Genomic DNA, 15310 nt, shown 5'->3' with positions numbered 1-15310 from the left:
CGCGATAGCCTTCCAGCGGATAGCGCGAGATCGAGGCGCCGAGGAACAAGAGATCGTCGAAATGCGGCAGCTTGCGCTTCGCGCCGGCGCCGCGGATGTCATAGATGCCGGTCGCTGCTGCGCGGCGGATCTCGGAAAGCGTGTAGTCGTCGAAGGTTGCGGATTTGCGCGGCGTCGTCGGCGGGTTGCGATAGGTCATCTTGCCTCAATACGCGTCGGCGTTGTCGATATTGAAATTGTAGAGCTTGCGCGCCGAGCCGTAGCGCTTGAACTCCGAAGCTTTGACGCCGGTCACGCCGGCGCGGTCGAGCAGGCCTTGCAGGAATTCCAGATGCTCGGGCCGCATCTCCTTGGCGATGCAGTCGGCGCCCAGGCTCTCGACCTTGCCGCGCACGAACAGCCGTGCCTCGTAGATGGAATCGCCCAGCGCATCGCCGGCATCGCCCAGCACCACGAGGTTGCCGGACTGCGCCATGAAGGCCGACATGTGGCCGATATTGCCGTGCACGACGATGTCGATGCCCTTCATCGAGATGCCGCAGCGCGACGACGCGTTGCCTTCGATGACCAGCAGGCCCCCGCGGCCGGTGGCGCCGGCATACTGGCTGGCGTCGCCTTTGATCACGATCGAGCCCGACATCATGTTCTCGCCGACGCCGGGGCCGGCCGAACCATGCACGGTGATGGCGCCGCCGGCATTCATGCCGCCGCAATAGTAGCCGACGCTGCCGCGCACATCTATGGCGACCGGCTGGTCGACGCCGACGGCGACCGAATGGCTGCCCTTGGGGTTGAGCACCTCCCAGGCCGTCTCGTTTGAGCCCGGTGTGAGCTGATGCAGCGCCTGGTTCAGCTCGCGCAGCGACAGTGCGGCAAGGTCGAACACCCTGGCGTGGCTCTGGTCGCGCTGAGCGGTGGATACGTTGGTTGCCGGCATGAACTCAATGCTCCCAGAAATAGACGGTTGCGGGCTCCGGTTCCCAGACCCTCGCATTGTCTATGCCGGGCAGTTTGGTGAGCGCGCGATATTCCGAACCGAAGGCGACATACTGGTCGGTCTCGGCCATGACGGCGGGCTTGCAGGCGATCGGGTCGCGCACCACGCCAAAGCCGTTCTTGGTGCCGACGACGAAGGTGAAGAAGCCGTCGAGGTCGGAGAGTGTGCCCTCCAGCGCCTCGCCGAGGTTCTTGCCATGCGCGATCTTGGAGGAGAGATAGGCGGCTGCCACCTCGGTGTCGTTTTCGGTCTCGAATATCATGCCCTCGCGGACCAGCTCGCGCCGCACATTGTTGTGGTTGGACAGCGAGCCATTGTGCACCAGGCATTGGTCTGCGCCGGTCGAGAAGGGGTGCGCGCCCATCGTGGTGACCGCCGATTCCGTCGCCATGCGGGTGTGGCCGATGCCATGCGTGCCGGTCATCGAGCGGACGTCGAAGCGCTCGACGACGGCTTCCGGCAGACCGACCTCCTTGTAGATCTCGACCGCTTCGCCGGCGCCCATGATGCTGATATCGGGCCGAAGCGATTGCAGTGCCTCACGCGCGGTGTAGACCTTGTCCAGAGCCGTCCTGATCACCGCATGCGTCGACTTGACCGCAACGCTCACCGGCGCGCCGATCGCCTTGGCGAGCTCAGCGTCGAGGCCGCGGAAGTCGTGTTCCGGTTTCGCCGATTGGATGGTGATCTTGGCCTCGTTGCCGGCCGGTGCGCCATAGATGGCGATGCCGGCACTGTCCGGACCCCGGTCGGTGAGGCAGATCAGCATCTCCGACAGCATCGCGCCGAGCTTGGGTTCCAGCGACTTGTCCTTGAGGAAAAGTCCGACGATTCCACACATGTCAGCCTCCCGGCGTTTGCAGCTAAAAAATGATGTACCCAATGAGTCCGCAAAATTCAATCGTATGAAAAAATTTTTCCTCTAGTTACGCATGCGGCTCTACGCCGCTGCCCGTGCCGCCATCGCTCCGGCTGCCCTTGTGAGCCCACTGCGCGTAGCGGATGCGCGCCATCCGGTAGGCATCGAGAATCGATAGCGCGTAGATCAGGAAACCACCGGCATGGCGGCCGACGAAGCTGGCGTCCGGCGGCGCCACCTTGGTGGTGACCCAGGCCAGGATCACCATGAAGAACAGGAACTGCAGCCCGCGCGTCGGCACGCCGAGCATGACATGCCCGCTCCCCGGCAGCGCGATCGCCGCGCCGAGCACGAGATACGGATTCGTCGGAGCAGGGGAGGCGGTTCTATCGGTCATGCGGCCTGCCGTTTGCGCTCGTTGATCGCATCGCGAAGCGCCGAGGCCGACTGCAGCAGCCTCTCGATCAGCGCCGGATCGAGCCTGACGTCGCCGAATGCGACCTGCCGGAACACGCCGTAGCGCGCTCGTTCGGCTTCGGCGAGCAACCAGACGATGCGCACGCCCTTCGGTGTGACCAGCAGTTCCTTGGCGCGTCCTTCAGCAAAGATGTCGAGATGGCCGGCGATGATGTCCTGCGGAAAGGCGACACCTTTGCGGTCCGTGCGCAGCACCGCTTCGGCGGGAAAGCTGGCGGCCGCCGGCAGCGTATGGCCAAGGTGATCGAAATTGGAGAAGGTGGTCGCCGAACCCGGCCGCATCATCATGTCGAAGGTTCCCGGCACATCGACAGGCTCGGTGACCGTGACGCTCAGCCATCGCGTCGGCAGTTTTCGCGTCGCCAGCGTGTCGATGATGGTGCGGACCTGCACACGACGCCCGTTCCAGGTGCCCGCCCAGGTGAGGACACCGGCGGTGCCGTCTGAGACATCGATGGCGTCGGCGATGACGGAGCGAATGTCGGCGGTGTCGGCGGCAAGCCCCGCCCTGGCCCGTTTGCGGCTTTTGCGCGCGAGCCAGGCGAGGTGGACGACGACGGCAAGCGCAATCGCCCCGACAAGTAAAGTTGACGTCAACTCAGACATCTCGACGCGCCAGAGCCCACCGTCAGCCGGCGGGCTTACTTTCCACTCAATAGCCCTGCGGCTTCGGCCACGGCATGGTGAACTGGTCGCCGCGGCGCACGAATTTGTAGCGATAGAAGTGGAACCACAGCGAGATCAGGAAATAGAAGATGGTCATCGCGATCAGCTGCGAGCCGAAGCCGAGGAAGATGGCGAAGAAGGTGACCACGCACAGGCAGAACAGCACGATCGCCGGCAGCGGATGGAAGGGATGCGTGTAGCCGCGACGGATCGAGCCCAGCGGCCACTTCTTGCGGAACATCATGATGTTGATGCTCATGAAAGTGTACTGCAGCACGCCCGACAGGATCGAGAAGGTGATCGCCTGGTTGAGATCGGCGATGAAGGCGAAGGCGAGCGCGATCGGCAGCAGGAACAGGATCGAGCGGTAGGGCGTGCGGTATCTCGGATGCACCGCCGAGAACCAGCTCGGCAGATAGCGGTCGCGGCCGAGCGAGAACCAGGCGCGCGCCGCATCGTTGATGCAGCCATTGGCGGAGGCAAGCGCGGCCAGCAGCGTCGCGATGAACAGCAGGTTCTCGAGCAGCGGGCTGCCGGTCAGCTTGCCGGCGTCCCACAACGGATAATAGGTGATGCCGAGATATTCCCACGGCATCATCGAGGCGCAGACATACCATGTCATGGCGGCGGCGATCAGAAGCGTGATCATGCCGGCCATGGTGCCGTAGGGTAGCGAACGCGCCGGCGAGCGCACTTCCTCGGCGGCCTGCGTCGTGCCCTCGATGCCGAGATAGTACCAGATGCCGAACTGGAAGGCGGCGATGACGCCGATCCAGCCATAGGGCAGCGCATTGCCGGGCGTCACCAGCTCGTTGAGCTTCAGCACCGCCCCTTGCGTCCACGGGCTCACCGAGAAGAACAGGATGACGATCGAAATGTAGGCGATCGCGGTGATGATGAAGTTGACGTTGAGCGTCATCAGCACGCCGCGATAGTTGAGCCATGCCAGCACCACGATGGTGGCGGCGATGAAGGAATTGTGGGTAAGCCCCTCGACGCCGGCCTTGGCGACTATCGTGTCGCCGAGCAGGATTGCGTCCGACACTTCGAGCATCGTGTAGGCGAAGACCAGGAAGAGTGCGACGTTAAAGGCCATCAACGGCCCGACGATGTGCTTGGCCTGCGCGTACTGGCCGCCGGCAGCGGCGACGGTCGAGGTCACCTCGGAATCGATCATGGCGACCGAGGTATAGAGCAGGCCGACGATCCAGCAGACGATCAGCGCCGCCAGCGCGCCGCCCTTGTCGGCCGAGAAGTTCCAGCCGGTGAATTCGCCGACCAGCACGATGCCGACGCCAAGCGCCCAGACATGAGCGGGGCCGAGCACCCGGAGCAGCGAGACCCTCTCGCCGTGGATGGTGGTGGTGTTGTCAAGCGCGACCGTCATCGATCAATCCCCACTCAGATCCGGTGCTTCTCGGAGACGGCTTCAAGCTCGCCTTCGCGCGACGAGGTCAAGACCTCTTCGGAATAGGCCGAGTCGACCTTGAACCAGTCGTAGAGCATCCACAGCGCGAGCACGATCGAGATGCCCCAGCAGGCGTAAGACAGCGGTATCCACATGAGCGTGCCCCCGGATTACTTGTCGTCGAATTTTTCGTTGATGACGTCGCGATATTCCCGGTCCGATGCGCGGAACAGGAAGACGAAATAGGCGATCAGCACGATCGCCATGATGATCAGCGTCGGCCAGTCGATAATGTAGTGGAACCGATTCTGGATGATGTCGTGCGCGGTCTCGGGCGTATAGCCGAGCTTCTCCCAGATCGAGGCCATGGTGGCGTTCTGGCCAAGCGCGTCCCAGGTCTTGGCGTCGAGCGGATCGATGGACTTCGCCGCTCCGGCGAGGCCGAGCTTCAGCGGCAGCCACAGCGCCACGAAAATGGCCACCACGACGACAGCGATGTCGAAAATCTGGCCGGCCTTGCTCTGTTCCGGCGGCGTGTAGCGGGACATGCTGTCTACCCCTTGCGGTTGCGGAACGCATCGGCGTTCTTGATGTCGAGCCCGTAGATGAAGTCCTTGTCTTCTTTGTAGTGGTTGACCATCGCCAGGATGGCGGCCGTGTTGAAGATCAGCACTGCGGCGGCGGCGACCGCGACGACCAGCTTGATGCCGGCGTCCGGAATGTACGGCCATGCCATGATGAGGACGAAGAGGATCGTCGCCCACAGGCAGATGATCAGGAGCGCGGATCCGCGCACGTCGGAACGGTACAGCGCATTGATGCGCTGCTGCAGGTCGGACATCGGTTTTCCCCTTCTCTCGACGTCCGAACCCGAATCGGCCGGGCGTCCCGCTCTTTCAACAGAGTGAAATTTTTTTCATAAGTTCCGACCGAATTCCGGAATTGTCAAGCCGGATTTACGGTTTGTGAACCGTTCGTTCCAGGTCAAGAATTTTGCCTGACAATGAAATTATTTGCTTCAAGGGGATTGCAGCGCTTCGCCGTTTGCGGTCAATATTCGATCAAAGCTCCGGCCATCGAGCCAAGGAGCAGGGAACAGCAATGACTTTCTGACGGAGGACGATCGGATGACGGCATCCTGGAGATTTTCGACCTTGGCGGACCGCCATCGCGCGCTCGGCTCGAAGCTCGAGGACTGGAGCGGCATGGGCACCGCCTGGACCTACGACAAGGATGCCGATGAGGAATATGTCGCCATCCGCACCAAGGCCGGCCTGATGGACGTGTCGGGCCTGAAGAAGGTCCACATCACCGGGCCGCATGCCGCACATCTGATCGACCTCGCCACCACCCGCGACGTCGAGAAGATCTATCCCGGCAAGTCGGCCTATGCCTGCATGCTGAACGAGGCCGGCAAGTTCACCGATGACTGCATCATCTACCGCATCAGCCCCAACAGCTGGATGGTGGTGCACGGGTCGGGCACCGGCCATGAAGAGTTGCAGCGGGCAGCTGTGGGCCGCGACGTCTCGCTGCGCTTCGACGACAATCTGCACGACCTGTCGCTGCAAGGACCGACCGCCGTCGACTACCTGGCCAAGCACGTGCCGGGCATCCGCGACCTCAACTACTTCCACCATATGCAGACGCAGTTGTTCGGCCTTCCGGTGATGATCTCGCGCACCGGCTACACCGGCGAGCGCGGCTACGAGATATTCTGCCGCGGCCAGGACGCCGGCACGATCTGGGACAGGATCCTCGACGAGGGCAAGAGCGCGGGCATCATCCCGTGCCGCTTCACCACGCTGGATATGCTGCGCGTCGAAAGCTACCTGCTCTTCTACCCCTACGACAATTCGCAGAAATATCCCTTCGACAATGAAGGCCCCGGCGACACGCTGTGGGAGCTCGGCCTCGACTTCACCGTCAGCCCCGGCAAGACCGGCTTCCGCGGCGCCGAGGAGCACTACCGCCTGAAGGGCAAGGAGCGCTTCAAGATTTACGGCGTCCTGCTCGACGGCAAGGAGGCGGCCGACGAAGGCGCGCCGGTCTATCGCGACGGCAAGAAGGTTGGCGTGGTGACCTGCGCCATGTATTCGCCGCTGGTCGAGAAGTCGATGGGCATCGCCCGCCTCGACGTCGACTGCGCCGTCAAGGACGCCAGGCTCGAGATCCGCAACAGGAGCGGCGCGATCAACGCGACGGCGCAACCATTGCCGTTCGACGATCCCAAAAAGACCAAGCGCACCGCCAAGGGCTGAGGCATTATCAACGGGGAGGGGTATCGAGGCACTAGAGCATGATCCCGAAAAGTGGGAACCGGTTTTCGGAAAAGATCATGCTCCAACTGATCTAAGGTAGAATGGCAGCCAAGACGATCATCAGCCGGCCCGTTTACGGAACCCTGTCTCCGCAGCCCGGCAAGCACCATCTATTCGTGGCGGATGCCGAAGGCGCGCTCGCGATCATCGACATGGCCGGCAAGGCGCCGGCCGGTTTCTTCGACGGTGCCGAGATCGTCTTCATTCCGGGTCCCGACGGCAAGCACATTGGCGCTCTCGAAGCGCTGAAGCCGGCGCAGCTCCATATTGCGCCGTCCTTCGCCAGCCTGCTGCCGCGATTGAGGCAGACCCTGACCAACGCCCATATGGGCCTGCGTCTCTATCTTAGCGGCACCGAAGGGCTGATCGGCCAGGCCATGCAGGTGGCGCTCGAGGCCGGCATCGACCACACCTCCATGCAGACCGAGCATCGCGGCTCGCTGGCGCGCCGCATGCAGTGCGTGCACTGCAAGGGCATCACCGAGAACGTGACGACGCAGCCGGCGACCTGCGCGCATTGCGGCCTGCTGCTTCTGGTGCGCGACCACTATTCAAGGCGCCTGGCCGCCTTCCAGGGCGTCTGCATCAATGCCGAGGATCGCTCAGAGGTTCCTCCGATGGAGGAGGTCTTCCGATGAGCACCGGCACCACCAAGCTCGACGTCGTCGTCAGCGATGTCGCCCCCGTCAACGATCTGGTCACCCGCTTCCATTTCCGCCGCCGCGACGGCGAACTCCTGCCGACCTTTTCAGGCGGCGCCCATGTCGTGGTCGAGATGCGCGACGGCGACCGCACCAGGCTCAACCCCTATTCGCTGATGGGCTCACCGCTCAATACCAGCGAATACACGATCTCGGTGCGCCGCGACGATGTCGGCCGCGGCGGCTCGCTGTTCATGCACAGGTCGGTCAAGCCCGGCCTCGAGATGGTGATCAGCTATCCGGTCAACCTGTTCTCGCTCGACCTGAGAGCCAGGAAGCACCTGATGCTGGCCGGCGGCATCGGCATCACGCCGTTCATGGCGCAAACCGCGCAACTGGCGGGGTCGGGTGGCAATTTCGAGCTGCATTACACCTGCCGCACCGCTTCGCTCGGCACATATGCCGATATCCTGCAGCAGCGCTACGACCGCCGGGTGAAGCTTTACCACGACGATCGCGACGAGCGCATCGATCTCGACCGTCTGCTTTCGACGCAGCCGCTCGGCACGCATCTCTACGTCTGCGGCCCGGCCGGCATGATCAACTGGGTGCGCGACCGCGCCGCCGCTCTCGGCTGGCCGTCGGAAACCGTGCATTTCGAGCATTTCGCGGCGCCCCAGCCCGGCGCGCCCTTCGATGTGGCGCTGGCCGTCAGCGGCAAGACGATCCGTGTCGGCTCGCAGCAGAGTCTGCTCGAGGCGATCGAGGCCGCCGGCGTCGATCCGCCCTATCTCTGCCGCGGCGGCGTCTGCGGCCAGTGCGAGACCAATGTCATCTCGGCAGACGGCAAGTTCATCCACAACGACCACTGGCTGAGCGAGGAAGACCATCGCTCCGGCTGCAAGATCATGCCTTGCGTCTCGCGCTTCGAGGGCAAGTCGCTGGTCCTGGAAAGATAGGAGGCGAGCTTGGGCATCACCTTTCGCAAGGAAACATTTCGGGACGACTACACCTTCCGCAACAGCCCTGAGCACATCAGGCGCTTTCCGTTCCCGTTCAACGAAGACAGCTACATGTATGCCGTCAACATCGAGCCGCATGTCGTCGGCCCGAAAGGCAGCGTGCTGGAAAACCTGATCGACGTCGACGAGCACTATGTCGCCGAGATGCAGGATCGCGCGCTGGTGCTGGCCGAGGATCCGCTGCGCTGCCAGTCGCTGCCGCATATGACGCTGGCCGGCTGGGACCTGCTCGAGCTTTTGATGGAGCAGCAGGCGCTCGGCTATCCCGAGCATTTCACGCTGACGCGCGACGGCGACCGCTGGCGCTGGATCAACCGGCCGCTCGGCATCGACGACACCTTCACCTTCGGCGACACCTCGACGCTGCCCTATGGCCCGATGGAATACATCACCCGGCAGAGCCAGGGCGATTTCTGCATCCTCGATCAGCGCGACGGTAATCTGTGGATGGATGCCGGCATGGTCACCACCCAGGCCGATTGGTCGCTCGATTTCGACATCGGCATGAACTTCTTCGAGTGGCACGCGCCGGTGCCGCTGGCGCACGAGAAGGGCATCTTCATCCGTGCGCTGAAATTCCTCACCAACATCCAACAGGGCAAGCCGGCGCGGCGGCTCAACTGGACGATGACCATCAATCCGCGCCTCGACACCAGCCCGGAGAACTACCACAAATGGGGTCCGGACCGGGCGACGGTCACGCCGGAGAATGTTGGCGACAAGGTGCATCTGCGCGTCGAGCTGCAGAGCTTCTGGCGGCTGCCGCGCTCGAACGGCATCGTCTTCCCGATCCGCTGCTATCTGATCAAGATGGACGAGCTGGTGACGCAGCCGAAATGGGCGTGTCGCCTGCACCGCGTCATCCGCGACCTGCCGGAAGAGCTCGCCACCTACAAGGGCCTGACCCGCTATAGGCCGACGCTGGTCGAGTGGCTGTCGAAGCTGGACGACGGGAGCCCGACCAGCCCGGGGTTTGGGCCGGATTGAAACTGTCGGCGGGACAGCGCCCACCTCTGTCCTGCCAATCTCCCCCACGAAGGGGGAGATCAGCCGATCACCCAGCGCTGCTTTGCGGATAGCAGATGATGGAAAGGTACCGCATCGGCAGCCGCGTCAGCTGTTCCGGTCCGTGCGGTGCGTCGGCGTCGAAGAACAGGCTGTCGCCAGGTTTCATAGGATAGAGATTGCTGCCGTGCCGGTACACCACCTCGCCCTCCAGCATGTAAAGGAACTCCATGCCGGCATGCTGGAAGGTCGGGAAGACGTCCGAATCCTCAGTCAGCGTGATCAGATAAGGCTCGACGACGACGCCGCTGGTGTTGGAGCCGATATGGCCGAGCAGATTGTACTGGTGGCCGGCGCGCGTGCCGCGGCGCTCGACATCGAGGCCTTCGCCGGCCTTGACGAAGACGGCGCTGTGCTCCTCCTCGAAGCGGCGGAAGAAGGCGGTGACCGGAACGCCGAGCGCGCGCGACAGCGCCTGTAGCGTCGTCAGCGACGGCGAAGTGATGCCGTTCTCGATCTTCGACAGCATGCCGAGCGAAATGTCGGTGGCGGTCGCGAGATCGGCGACGGTAATGCCGAGCTTCTTGCGGAATGCCCGCACCTCGCGGCCGATCGCCACTTCCAGCACCTTTTCGCGCGTGTCGCGAATGGCATGCGGGTCCTGGGTGAGCGGCGTGCGGATCGTTCGCCCGTTCGGGCCAATGCTCTTCGGCGAGGGCTTGCCCTTTGTGGCGCCGGCAGCGTGCTTGAGATCGGAAGTCTTCTTCGCCATGTCGCCCTCAGATTCTGCGAGAATTTCACTCATGGTGAACATATTCGGCGGCGATACAAGAGGGCAAACGCGACGGCAAGCCATCCTATGTCGCAGGGCCATTCCTCGCCAAATTGTCCGTCGCCGGTTTTCCGCGTGAAATCCGCTGCACGCCAACGCCGTTCACGCAGTTGGTTATTGACAGCACAAGAGGGCCAATTACTGTCACTGACAGTGAAATTTGTTTCGCTAGGGAAAATGAGAACGGGAGACCCGCCATGAACAGTCGCGTTGCCGTCATCGGAGCAGGACCCTCGGGTTTGGCTCAGCTTCGAGCCTTCAAGTCGGCCGCCGATAAGGGCGCCGAGATTCCGGAAGTCGTCTGCTTCGAGAAGCAGTCCGACTGGGGCGGCCTGTGGAACTACACCTGGCGTACCGGGCTCGACGAGCATGGCGACCCCGTGCATGGCTCGATGTACCGCTATCTCTGGTCGAACGGGCCGAAGGAATGCCTCGAATTCGCCGACTACACCTTCGAGGAGCATTTCGGCCGGCCGATCGCCTCCTATCCGCCGCGCGCTGTGCTCTGGGATTACATCAAGGGCCGCGTCGAAAAATCAGGCGTGCGCAAATGGGTGCGCTTCAACACGCCGGTGCGCATGGTCACCTATTCCGATGCGACGAAGAGATTCACCGTCACCGCGCATGACCGCAGCAATGACGTCACCTACTCGGAAGAGTTCGACAATGTCGTCGTCGCCTCCGGGCATTTCTCGGTGCCCAACGTGCCGTTCTTCGAGGGGTTCGCCACTTTCAACGGCCGCATCCTGCACAGCCACGACTTCCGCGACGCCATGGAGTTCAAGGGCAAGGACATCTTGATCATCGGTCGCTCCTATTCGGCCGAGGACATCGGTTCGCAGTGCTACAAATACGGCGCCAAGTCGATCACCTCCAGCTACCGCTCGAAGCCGATGGGCTTCAAATGGCCGGAGAACTGGAAGGAGGTGCCGCTGCTGCAGAAAGTCGTCGGCAAGACCGCGCATTTCAAGGACGGCACCACCAAGGAGGTCGACGCCATCATCCTGTGCACCGGCTATTTGCATTCCTTCCCCTTCCTCACCGACGACCTCAAGCTCAAGACCGCAAACCGCATGTGGCCGCTGGACCTCTACGAGGGCGTCGTCTGGGAGAAGAATCCGAAGCTGTTCTATATCGGCATGCAGGACCAGTTCTACACCTTCAACATGTTCGACGCGCAGGCCTGGTACGCGCGCGACGTCATCATGGCCCGCATCAAGCTGCCGTCGGCCGAGGCGATGGCCGAGCATAGCGCCAAGTGGCGCGCGCGCGAGGAGACGCTGGAGGACGCCGAGCAGATGATCTGGTTCCAGGGCGACTACACCAAAGAGCTGATGGACCAGACCGACTATCCGGGCTTCGATGTCGAGGCGGTCAACCACACTTTCATGGAGTGGGAGCATCACAAGGTGGAGGACATCATGGGCTTCCGCGACCATGCCTACCGCTCGCTGATGACCGGCACGATGGCGCCGCTGCACCATACGCCCTGGCTGCAGGCGCTGGACGACTCGATGGAGAGCTATCTCGAGGTGAAGGGCGTCGCGGCGGAGTAAGGCCTTCGCGAAGCGGTGCACTTGCCGTCAGGCCGGCACGGCGACCCAGTCGTGCCGGCGCTTGTCGTAGACGGACCGCGTCGGTGGCGGAAACGACGGATCGGCGAAACAGCCGACGGCAACGGCGACCGCCGCCGGCCGTCGCGACGGATACCAGAACACCGTCGAGCCGCACGTTCCGCAGAAGTGGAAGGCGATGGGACAGCCGCTGTCGGAATCGCGCTGGAATGTCCGCGACGACCCGGTGATCTCGGTCGTTGCGGCATCGAAGAAGGCCGCTACGCCGAACGGGCTGCCGGTCCGCCGCTGACAGTCCAGGCAATGGCAAAGCGACACTATGTCGGGCTCCCGCTGGCAGCGGATCTGCAATTGGCCGCAGGCGCAGCTGGCTATCCGGCTGGTCATACTCTCTCTCCTTTGGGTGGTTTTGGCGCTTTGGGTGTTACCCCAGCCTCGCCCTGGCTTTCGCTGTCCAGGCGTTGAACAGCCGGTCGGCGACGATGCCGATGAAGGCGATCGCCAGGCCTGCCACGATGCCGCGGCCGGAATCGGCCTTGGACAGCGCGATGAACACTTCCTGGCCAAGGTCACGCGTGCCGATCATGGCGCAGATGATGATCATCGCCAATGCCATCAGGATCGTCTGGTTGACGCCGAGCATGATCTCGGGCAGCGCAAGCGGCAGTTGTACCCGGAAGAAGGTCTGGCGCGGCGTGCAGCCCGAAACCTTCGCCGCCTCGATCAGCGCCGGCGGCACCTGGCGGATGCCGTGGTTGGTGTAGCGGATTGCCGGCACGACGGCGAAGGCTATCGTCGCGATCATCGCGGTGACGTCGCCGACGCGGAACAGCATCACCACCGGGATGATGAAGCAAAAGGACGGCAGCACCTGCAGCGTGTCGATGATCGGCGTGACGATCTTCTCGAAGCGCTCGCTGCGCGCGGCGGCAAAGCCGATCGGAATGCCGATCAGGCATGAGATGAAGGCGGAGATGCCGCAGAGATAGACCGTCGCCATGGTCTTTTCCCAGAGCCCGGTGACCGCGCAGAAGGCGGTGAGACCCGCGACCAGCGCGGCAAGCCGCGAGCCGCCGAGCTGGTAGCCGGCAAGGCCGAGCAGGAACACAGCGCCAAGCCACGGAAAACCTTCGCAAAAGGCGCGCACAGGATTGAGCACGTTAAGGATCAGCGCCACCCGGAAGGCTTCGATCGTGTCGAAGAAATTGATCGTCACCCAGTTCACCGCCGCCTTCCACAACGGCGCCGTCGTGAAGGTGATCGCTTTCGGCACCGCCGCGAAGCTGGGCACCAACAGGCTGAGCAGCGTGGTGACGACAAGGATGGCGACAGCCCACGTCAGGTTGGGATAGCGCCGCCAGAAATTGAGGCCCGCCGCCCGATGCGTCTGGCCCATCGCCTGGTTGTGGGCGATCGCCTGGCTCAGCCGATCGAGCGCGATGGCCAAAGCGACGATGGCAAGGCCGGCCTCCATCGCTTCGCCCACCTTCAGCGCCCGCAGCGCCAGCAGCACGTCATAGCCGAGGCCGCCGGCGCCGATCATCGAGGCGATGATCACCATGTTCAGGGCCAGCATAATGACCTGGTTGACGCCGACCATCAGCGTTGGCCGCGCCGAGGGCAAAAGCACGCGCCACAATTTCTGCCTGGCCGTGCAGCCGGCCATCTCACTGAACTCGTCGATCTCCGATGGCACGCGCTGCAGGCCGAGCATCGTCGCCCGCACCATCGGCGGCGTGGCAAAGATGGCGGTGGCGATCATCGCCGACACCGGGCTGTTGCCGAACAGGAGCAGCATCGGGATCAGATAGGCGAAGGTTGGAATGGTCTGCATCAGGTCGAGGGCAGGGGAGACGACGAACCTCTCCGCCCAGGGCTTGCGCCAGGCCCAGATGCCGACGAACAGGCCGGTGACGATGCAGAACGGCACCGCGATCGAGATCAACGCCAGCGTCAGCATGGCGCTGGTCCACTGGCCGAACAGCGCGACATAGGCAAAGCAGCCGCCGACCAGCACACCCAACTTCCAGCCGCCGGCGGCGCGGCCGGCGAGGAACGCCGCAACGCATACGCCGAGCCAGGACAGGCGCGGCAGGGTGAAGGCGTCAGCGCCATGGCCGATCTTGAAGTTCTTGGCCAGAAGATCGAGCGCGAAATCGAGCGGCACGCCAAGCACCGCCGTGATCGAGCGCGTCAGCCAGGAGAAGCTCGCCTTTATCCACTTCATCAGGTCGCTGATCCAGTCGGCGACCGGAATGACGGCGTCGGCCGGATAGTTGACCGCCCAGGGCACTTTGTCCTCGAGCAGGAACACGACCAGCACCGCGAGAAGCGCCAGCGCCCAGATCGCCAGCCAGCGCTGGACCGGCGGCCTGGCTTCGCTGACGCTCGCCGTCACCGTCATGCGCCGGCTCCGCTGCGCTCGATGCCGGCCAGCAGGTCGATCACCGCTTGCGGCGTCACTTCGCCGATCGGCTTGCCGCTGCCGTTGATCACGGCGAAGGGCTTGCCGGCGGCGACGATACCGGCCGAGAAGCTGGCGATCTTCGCCTCCGGCGAGACCGTGCCGCCATGCTCGGTGCCGCCGCAAGCGCGCATCAGGCTCCTCGCCGAGATCACCTTGGCGCGGTCGACGTCGCGGGTGAACTCGGCGACATAGTCGGTCGCCGGATTGACCACCAGCTCCTCCGGCGTGCCGGTCTGGATGACCTCGCCGTCCTTCATGATGGCGATGCGGTCGGCGAGCCGGATCGCCTCGTCGAAATCATGGGTGATGAAGACGATGGTCTTGTGCAGCATCGTCTGCAGCCGCATCAATTCGTCCTGCATCTCGCGACGGATCAGCGGATCGAGCGCCGAGAACGGCTCGTCGAGGAACCAGATCTCCGGCTTGGTGGCAAGGCTGCGCGCGATGCCGACGCGCTGCTGCTGGCCGCCGGAAAGTTCGCGCGGATAGAAATGCTCGCGCCCGCGCAGGCCGACGAGCTCGATCACCTCGCGGGCGCGGCCCTCTCGCGTCGCCCGGTCCTGCCCCTGGATGCTCAAGGGAAAGGCGATGTTGTCGAGCACGTTGAGATGCGGCAGCAGCGCGAAATTCTGGAACACCATGCCCATGCGGTGACGCCTGAGCTCGATCAGCGCCGCATCGGAGATTTTCAGCAGGTCCTTGCCTTCGAACTCGACCTTGCCGTGGCTCGGCTCGACCAGCCGCGACATGCAGCGCACCAGCGTCGACTTGCCTGAGCCCGAGAGCCCCATGATGATGAAGATCTCGCCCTGGCGGATTTCCAGGTCGACGGCGCGTACCGCGCCGACCAGTCCCGCCGCCGCTATGTCGGTGGGGCTCGCCTTGCCGGCGCGCTCGCGGATGAAGCTCGCGGCGTTGGCGCCGAACAGCTTCCAGACATTGCGGCAGGCAAGTTTTATCGGGCGCGCATCCCTGGGCGCGCCGGCGGCCTGCGGTTCAGTCGCGTCGCTCATGCATTCGTCCTTCTGGAACGGGCAGTAG

17 protein-coding genes and 1 pseudogene are annotated in these 15310 nt (G+C 63.6%); 5 read left to right on the top strand and 13 right to left on the bottom strand.

The window, feature by feature from the left end:
* The 9 genes and pseudogenes from EN781_RS07700 to EN781_RS07660 form a co-directional block, all read right to left on the bottom strand.
* Positions 1-199, bottom strand: a pseudogene (locus tag EN781_RS07700) (FMN-binding glutamate synthase family protein); the annotation flags it as partial.
* Between the two features lie 6 nt (positions 200-205).
* The gene (locus tag EN781_RS07695; protein ID WP_126056045.1) at positions 206-937 is read right to left on the bottom strand and encodes a GXGXG domain-containing protein; all 732 of its coding nucleotides are present in this window, start codon (positions 935-937) and stop codon (positions 206-208) included.
* Between the two features lie 4 nt (positions 938-941).
* Complete coding sequence (locus tag EN781_RS07690) at positions 942-1838, bottom strand: glutamine amidotransferase family protein (protein WP_126056044.1); 897 nt, start codon at positions 1836-1838, stop codon at positions 942-944.
* An 85-nt stretch (positions 1839-1923) separates the two neighbouring features.
* Positions 1924-2253 carry a hypothetical protein gene (locus EN781_RS07685; protein WP_126056043.1) on the bottom strand — a complete coding sequence of 110 codons (330 nt, stop codon included), beginning with the start codon at positions 2251-2253 and terminating at the stop codon, positions 1924-1926.
* Positions 2250-2939 (bottom strand): hypothetical protein, encoded by a 690-nt coding sequence (locus EN781_RS07680; RefSeq protein ID WP_189347387.1) that lies wholly within the window; start codon positions 2937-2939, stop codon positions 2250-2252. The genes EN781_RS07685 and EN781_RS07680 overlap by 4 nt, the downstream gene beginning before the upstream one ends.
* A gap of 46 nt (positions 2940-2985) precedes the next feature.
* Positions 2986-4386 (bottom strand): amino acid permease, encoded by a 1401-nt coding sequence (locus tag EN781_RS07675; protein ID WP_127399888.1) that lies wholly within the window; start codon positions 4384-4386, stop codon positions 2986-2988.
* Between the two features lie 14 nt (positions 4387-4400).
* Positions 4401-4562, bottom strand: a complete 162-nt coding sequence (locus tag EN781_RS07670) for a hypothetical protein (protein ID WP_126056041.1) — start codon at positions 4560-4562, stop codon at positions 4401-4403.
* 15 nt (positions 4563-4577) lie between these two features.
* On the bottom strand, positions 4578-4955 hold the full coding sequence (locus EN781_RS07665) for a hypothetical protein (RefSeq protein ID WP_126056040.1): 378 nt from the start codon (positions 4953-4955) through the stop codon (positions 4578-4580).
* Between the two features lie 5 nt (positions 4956-4960).
* Positions 4961-5248, bottom strand: a complete 288-nt coding sequence (locus tag EN781_RS07660) for a hypothetical protein (RefSeq protein ID WP_126056039.1) — start codon at positions 5246-5248, stop codon at positions 4961-4963.
* 286 nt (positions 5249-5534) lie between these two features.
* On the opposite strand from EN781_RS07660, the gene EN781_RS07655 reads away from it, so the two are divergent.
* The 4 genes from EN781_RS07655 to EN781_RS07640 all read left to right on the top strand — a co-directional run bounded on the left by EN781_RS07655 (position 5535) and on the right by EN781_RS07640 (position 9378).
* On the top strand, positions 5535-6668 hold the full coding sequence (locus tag EN781_RS07655; protein ID WP_126056038.1) for an aminomethyltransferase family protein: 1134 nt from the start codon (positions 5535-5537) through the stop codon (positions 6666-6668).
* Between the two features lie 101 nt (positions 6669-6769).
* Complete coding sequence (locus EN781_RS07650; protein WP_126056037.1) at positions 6770-7366, top strand: dimethylamine monooxygenase subunit DmmA family protein; 597 nt, start codon at positions 6770-6772, stop codon at positions 7364-7366.
* On the top strand, positions 7363-8328 hold the full coding sequence (locus tag EN781_RS07645; RefSeq protein ID WP_126056036.1) for a PDR/VanB family oxidoreductase: 966 nt from the start codon (positions 7363-7365) through the stop codon (positions 8326-8328). Before EN781_RS07650 ends, EN781_RS07645 begins: the two co-directional genes overlap by 4 nt.
* A gap of 9 nt (positions 8329-8337) precedes the next feature.
* Positions 8338-9378 carry a DUF3445 domain-containing protein gene (locus EN781_RS07640; RefSeq protein ID WP_126056035.1) on the top strand — a complete coding sequence of 347 codons (1041 nt, stop codon included), beginning with the start codon at positions 8338-8340 and terminating at the stop codon, positions 9376-9378.
* Between the two features lie 67 nt (positions 9379-9445).
* Here EN781_RS07640 and EN781_RS07635 read toward each other — a convergent pair whose 3' ends face one another.
* On the bottom strand, positions 9446-10168 hold the full coding sequence (locus tag EN781_RS07635; RefSeq protein WP_126056034.1) for an XRE family transcriptional regulator: 723 nt from the start codon (positions 10166-10168) through the stop codon (positions 9446-9448).
* Positions 10169-10425: 257 nt separating this feature from the next.
* Between EN781_RS07635 and EN781_RS07630 the strand changes: the two genes are divergently transcribed.
* Positions 10426-11784: an NAD(P)/FAD-dependent oxidoreductase gene (locus EN781_RS07630; RefSeq protein WP_126056033.1), complete on the top strand. Its 1359-nt coding sequence runs from the start codon at positions 10426-10428 to the stop codon at positions 11782-11784.
* Positions 11785-11811: 27 nt separating this feature from the next.
* Here the strand turns inward: EN781_RS07630 and EN781_RS07625 are convergent, their stop codons facing one another.
* The 3 genes from EN781_RS07625 to EN781_RS07615 are packed head-to-tail and all read right to left on the bottom strand — an operon-like array spanning position 11812 to position 15282.
* The gene (locus EN781_RS07625; protein ID WP_126056032.1) at positions 11812-12189 is read right to left on the bottom strand and encodes a GFA family protein; all 378 of its coding nucleotides are present in this window, start codon (positions 12187-12189) and stop codon (positions 11812-11814) included.
* A 37-nt stretch (positions 12190-12226) separates the two neighbouring features.
* Positions 12227-14206 (bottom strand): ABC transporter permease subunit, encoded by a 1980-nt coding sequence (locus EN781_RS07620; RefSeq protein WP_126056031.1) that lies wholly within the window; start codon positions 14204-14206, stop codon positions 12227-12229.
* Complete coding sequence (locus tag EN781_RS07615) at positions 14203-15282, bottom strand: glycine betaine/L-proline ABC transporter ATP-binding protein (protein WP_126056030.1); 1080 nt, start codon at positions 15280-15282, stop codon at positions 14203-14205. Before EN781_RS07615 ends, EN781_RS07620 begins: the two co-directional genes overlap by 4 nt.
* Positions 15283-15310: the final 28 nt, after the last annotated feature.

This window comes from Mesorhizobium sp. M4A.F.Ca.ET.090.04.2.1 (genome assembly GCF_003999085.1).
Taxonomy (GTDB): domain Bacteria; phylum Pseudomonadota; class Alphaproteobacteria; order Rhizobiales; family Rhizobiaceae; genus Mesorhizobium.
This window is presented reverse-complemented; position numbering and strand designations above follow the sequence as displayed.